The organism is Nocardia sp. NPDC060220, from assembly GCF_042727815.1.
GTDB lineage: Bacteria > Actinomycetota > Actinomycetes > Mycobacteriales > Mycobacteriaceae > Nocardia.
Genome location: NZ_JBHWZY010000662.1, coordinates 1 through 3917 on the forward strand (window position 1 = coordinate 1; position 3917 = coordinate 3917).

At 64.7% G+C, this 3917-nt stretch carries 4 protein-coding genes; 3 read left to right on the forward strand and 1 reads right to left on the reverse strand.

All coding sequences use genetic code 11. The annotated features are described in order from the left end of the window. A partial coding sequence (locus tag ACFWF3_RS27265) for a hypothetical protein (protein ID WP_379316244.1) occupies positions 1-491 on the forward strand: 491 nt, incomplete at its 5' end. Positions 492-647: 156 nt separating this feature from the next. Here the strand turns inward: ACFWF3_RS27265 and fgd are convergent. Beyond that, the gene (gene fgd, locus ACFWF3_RS27270; RefSeq protein ID WP_378996048.1) at positions 648-1658 is read right to left on the reverse strand and encodes a glucose-6-phosphate dehydrogenase (coenzyme-F420); all 1011 of its coding nucleotides are present in this window, start codon (positions 1656-1658) and stop codon (positions 648-650) included. Between the two features lie 159 nt (positions 1659-1817). On the opposite strand from fgd, the gene ACFWF3_RS27275 reads away from it, so the two are divergent. Beyond that, positions 1818-2576, forward strand: coding sequence for an HAD-IIA family hydrolase (locus ACFWF3_RS27275; RefSeq protein ID WP_378996145.1), 759 nt, complete (start codon positions 1818-1820; stop codon positions 2574-2576). A 77-nt stretch (positions 2577-2653) separates the two neighbouring features. Further along, a complete protein-coding gene (locus ACFWF3_RS27280; RefSeq protein ID WP_378996051.1) occupies positions 2654-3745 on the forward strand; it encodes an LLM class flavin-dependent oxidoreductase in 1092 nt (363 codons plus the stop codon). The last annotated feature ends 172 nt before the right edge of the window (positions 3746-3917 follow it).

Consider the following 3917-nt stretch of genomic DNA (forward strand, 5'->3'; position numbering starts at 1 on the left):
TGCTCGTTTGTGCGATCCTTGCGGCTGGTTGTGGCGCCGATTCCACCACAGCCAAACCGGCTTCTTCCAGTGAAATAGCGCAGCCATCGCCATCGATCCGGTACCCATCGCCCGACTGTCTTCCCCGACAAGATATTGATGACCCGGAACTTTCTGGGGTGGCGGACCGGTTGGCGACAGCGGAAGGGTTGGAGGTTTTCAGTATCCGTGTGGCACCTGACCTGGAGCAGCCCCGCGAATATTCGATGACCGTGAATCTATGTGTGGCTGGTACGAACGCAATCGATGACCTAAGACCTGCTGCTACAGCCGTCGCAATTTGGCTGAAGAAGAATCCTGTCTCGGTAAATGTAGCCACAATTACTGTTACTGATCTCGGCCGAATCGATCGATCATATACCGAACAGCTATTCGACGATTCTTTCCAAGAACATTTATGGGACAACTCGCAGTCTTCGGTCGAAAAGAACTCGATTTGGAAAATCTATTGACCAGTCGGGCAAATGTGGCCCGGTGCAACGGCGGCGGCGATGTGAGGTTCCGGTGGCTATTCGCCGGCAAGGCAATGCCCCGGCAAGGCAATGCCCCGGGCGGCTTGCCGAAGCAGAGGCGGACCCGGGGCATAACTGGTCAGGCTACTTGCGGGCTCAGCCCAGGGCGCGCAAACGCGGGGCCAGGTCTCGCTTGAAGAGGTCGAGGAAGCGGAGCTGGTCTTGGCCGGGGGCGTGGAAGACCAGGTGGTTGAGGCCCGCGTCGAGGTAGGGCTTGATCTTGGCGACGGCTTCGTCGGGGTCGCTGGCGACGATCCAGCGCTTGGCGACCTGTTCGATCGGGAGGGCGTCGGCGGCCTTCTCCATTTCGATGGGGTCGGTGATGTCGTGCTTCTGTTCGGGGGTGAGGGAGAGGGGGGCCCAGAATCGCGTGTTCTGAAGTGCCAGTTCGGGATCGGTGTCGTAGGAGATCTTGATCTCGATCATCTTGTCGATCTCGGCGACATCGCGGTCGACCTTCTCGGCGCCCTCGGCGACGGCGGGCAGCAGCTTCTCGGTGTAGAGGTCCATGCCCTTGCCCGAGGTGCAGATGAAGCCGTCGCCCGCGCGACCCGCGTACCTGGCGACCACCGGGCCGCCCGCGGCGATGTAGACGGGGATGCCGCCCTTGGGAACGTCGTAGATGGAGGCGCCGACGGTGTGGTAGTACTCGCCGTCGAAATCAACGCGATCGCCGGTCCACAGCTCGCGCATCATCTTCACCGCTTCGCGCAAGCGGGCGAAGCGCTCCTTGAAGTCGGGCCATTCGCCCTTGTAACCGGTGGCGATCTCGTTGAGCGCCTCACCGGTGCCCACGCCGAGCATCACCCGGTTCGGGTACAGGCAACCCAGGGTGGCGAAGGCTTGCGCGATCACCGCCGGGTTATAGCGGAAGGTCGGGGTGAGCACCGAGGTGCCGAGCTGGATGCGTTCGGTGCGCTCGCCGACGGCCGCCAGCCAGGCCAGCGAGAACGGCGCGTGGCCGCCGTCGTGGCGCCACGGCTGGAAGTGGTCGCTCACGGTCGCGCTGTCGAGACCGTGCTGCTCGGCGGCGACGCCGAGTTCGACCAGCTCTCGTGGCCCGAACTGCTCTGCCGATGCCTTGTACCCGAGCTTGAGCTCAACCATTCCAGCCACTCCTGTCGTCCGTTGACCCCTGCCAACACGACACTAGCGCGCAGCCCGTCATCCGCGCCCATGCCGTTTCGTCACCCACCACGCCGAGTTTTAGCGGACAATTAACTGGTGGCCACCAAGGATGAGCAGATCTTGTCGTACCTCACCGACATGGACGGCGTGCTGGTGCACGAGGATCAACTGATCCCCGGCGCCGACGAGTTCCTCGCCGAACTGCGGGCCAACGAGATCCCGTTCCTCGTGCTGACCAATAACTCGATCCGCACGCCACGCGATCTCCAGGCCCGCCTGCGCCACACCGGCCTCGACATCCCCGAGGAGTCGATCTGGACCTCGGCGCTGGCCACGGCGACCTTCCTCGACGACCAGCGCCCCAACGGCACCGCCTACGTGGTCGGCGAATCCGGTCTCACCACCGCGCTGCACGAGATCGGCTACGTGCTCACCGACAGCGACCCCGATTACGTTGTGCTCGGCGAGACCCGGACGTACTCCTTCGAGGCGATCACCACCGCGATCCGGCTGGTGGACAGGGGCGCGAAGTTCATCGCCACCAATCCTGATGCCACCGGACCCTCGCGCGACGGCGTCTTGCCCGCCACCGGTTCGGTCGCCGCCCTGATCACCCGCGCCACCGGTAAGGAGCCGTACTACGTCGGCAAGCCCAATCCGCTGATGATGCGCTCGGCGCTGCGTCAGATCGGCGCGCATTCCCAATCGACGGTGATGATCGGCGACCGGATGGACACCGACGTGATCGCCGGCTTGGAGGCGGGTCTGCGCACGGTGCTGGTGACCTCCGGCATCTCGACGAAGTCCTCGGTGGAGGCCTATCCGTTTCGGCCGACGATGGTGGTGGGCTCGGTGGCCGACCTGATCGGCCGAACGCGCCGGCCGTTCGCCGAGTAACCATGTGATCCGCATCTCATCGGAATAGGTGCCCGCCTGCCGTGGTTATAGTTGCCATGGCAACCAAAGGAGGGCCCGTGCAGTTCGGAATCTTCAGCGTCGGCGATGTGACCACCGATCCCACCACCGGCCGCACCCCCACCGAGGCCGAGCGGATCAAGGCGATGGTCGCGATCGCGCAGAAGGCCGAGGAAGTGGGTCTCGACGTGTTCGCGATGGGCGAGCACCACAATCGACCCTTCGTGCCGTCGTCACCGACGACGATGCTCGGCTACATCGCCGGCCGCACCGACAACATCACGCTGTCCACCTCGACCACGCTCATCACCACGAACGACCCGGTCAAGATCGCCGAGGACTTCGCGATGCTGCAGCACCTGGCCGACGGCCGCGTCGACCTGATGCTCGGCCGCGGCAACACCGGCCCGGTCTATCCGTGGTTCGGCAAGGACATCCGCGACGGCATCCCCCTGGCCATCGAGAACTACGCGCTGCTGCACCGGCTGTGGCGTGAAGACGTCGTGAACTGGGAAGGCAAGTTCCGTACGCCGCTACAGTCGTTCACCTCGACCCCGCGTCCGCTCGACGACGTGCCGCCGTTCGTCTGGCACGGGTCGATCCGGAGCCCGGAGATCGCCGAACAGGCCGCGTACTACGGTGACGGCTTCTTCGCCAACCACATCTTCTGGCCCACCGACCATTTCAAGCGGCTGATCGACCTGTACCGCAGGCGCTACGAGCACTACGGCCACGGCAGTGCCGACCAGGCGATCGTCGGGCTCGGCGGACAAGTGTTCCTGCGCAAGAACTCTCAGGACGCGGTCCGTGAATTCCGGCCCTACTTCGACAACGCGCCCGTCTACGGACACGGCCCGTCGCTGGAGGATTTCACCGAGCAGACCCCGCTCACCGTAGGCAGCCCGGAGCAGGTCATCGAGAAGACACTCACCTTCCGTGAGCACTTCGGCGACTATCAGCGCCAGCTGTTCCTGGTCGACCACGCCGGACTCCCGTTGAAGACGGTGCTCGAGCAACTGGACCTGCTCGGCGAGGAGGTGATCCCGGTGCTGCGCAAGGAGTTCGCGGCTCGACGCCCGGCCCACGTCCCGGACGCGCCGACACACGACTCGCTGCTCGCCGCCAAAACCACGGCGGAGGTCGGCGCGTGACGCGCCGCGCACTCGGCGGCCCGCACACCACGGAGGTGATCGCATGACAACCCGTATCGCCGTGGTGTCGGCAGGGCTTTCACAGCCTTCGTCGACACGTTTGCTGGCCGATCGACTGGCCGCCGCGGCAGCACGCGAGCTGCGCGCGACAGGCGCCGAGGTCGAAGTGGAC

Coding starts and splice junctions, on each gene's coding strand:
- fgd (WP_378996048.1), bottom strand. CDS start 1,658: ATGGTTGAGCTCAAGCTCGGGTACAAGGCATCGGCAGAGCAGTTCGGG.
- ACFWF3_RS27275 (WP_378996145.1), top strand. CDS start 1,818: ATGGACGGCGTGCTGGTGCACGAGGATCAACTGATCCCCGGCGCCGAC.